This window comes from Pseudomonas capsici, assembly GCF_017165765.1.
Classification (GTDB): Bacteria; Pseudomonadota; Gammaproteobacteria; order Pseudomonadales; family Pseudomonadaceae; genus Aquipseudomonas; species Aquipseudomonas capsici.
Genome location: NZ_JAFGZD010000057.1, coordinates 1 through 698 on the forward strand (window position 1 = coordinate 1; position 698 = coordinate 698).

The 698-nt window shown below is 59.6% G+C and carries 1 protein-coding gene; it reads left to right on the forward strand.

The genetic code is table 11. From position 1 onward, the window contains the following. The coding region (locus tag JSY17_RS25515; protein ID WP_206403388.1) for an AMP-binding protein at window positions 1-698 on the forward strand (698 nt) is incomplete at both ends.

Below are 698 nucleotides of genomic sequence, written 5' to 3' on the forward strand. Positions count from 1 at the left end.
GTCGAGAAGCTGTTTGCCGAAACGGCCGTCAAACGCCTGTGCAACCTGTATGGCCCGTCGGAAACCACCACCTATTCAAGCTGGGTGGCGATGAACCGCGAAGACGGCTTTGCGCCACATATCGGTAAACCGGTGGCCAATACCCAGTTCTACCTGCTGGATGAACACCGCCAGCCAGTGCCGCTGGGTGTGCCGGGTGAAATCTATATCGGCGGTGCCGGTGTGGCCCGTGGCTATCTGAACCGTGATGACCTGACCGCCGAGCGCTTCCTGGACGATCCGTTCAACACCGGAGCGCGGATGTACCGCACCGGCGACCTGGGTCGCTGGCTGGCCGATGGCAATATTGAGTACCTGGGGCGTAACGACGATCAGGTGAAGATCCGCGGTTTCCGTATCGAACTGGGCGAGATCGAAGCCAAACTGGCACGCCATGAAAGCGTTAAGGAAGCGGTGGTGATGGCCCGTGAGGACGTGCCGGGCGATAAACGTTTGGTAGCATACTTCACCTCAAATGTTGCCGAAGTCGATCTGGAAACCCTCAAAGCCCATCTGCAAGGCCAGTTGCCGGAGTACATGGTCCCGGCGGCCTATGTGCATCTGGACAAACTGCCGCTGACGCCAAACGGCAAACTGGACCGCAAAGCCTTGCCGGCCCCGAATCTGCAAGCGCTGATCAGCCGTGGCTACGAAGCGCC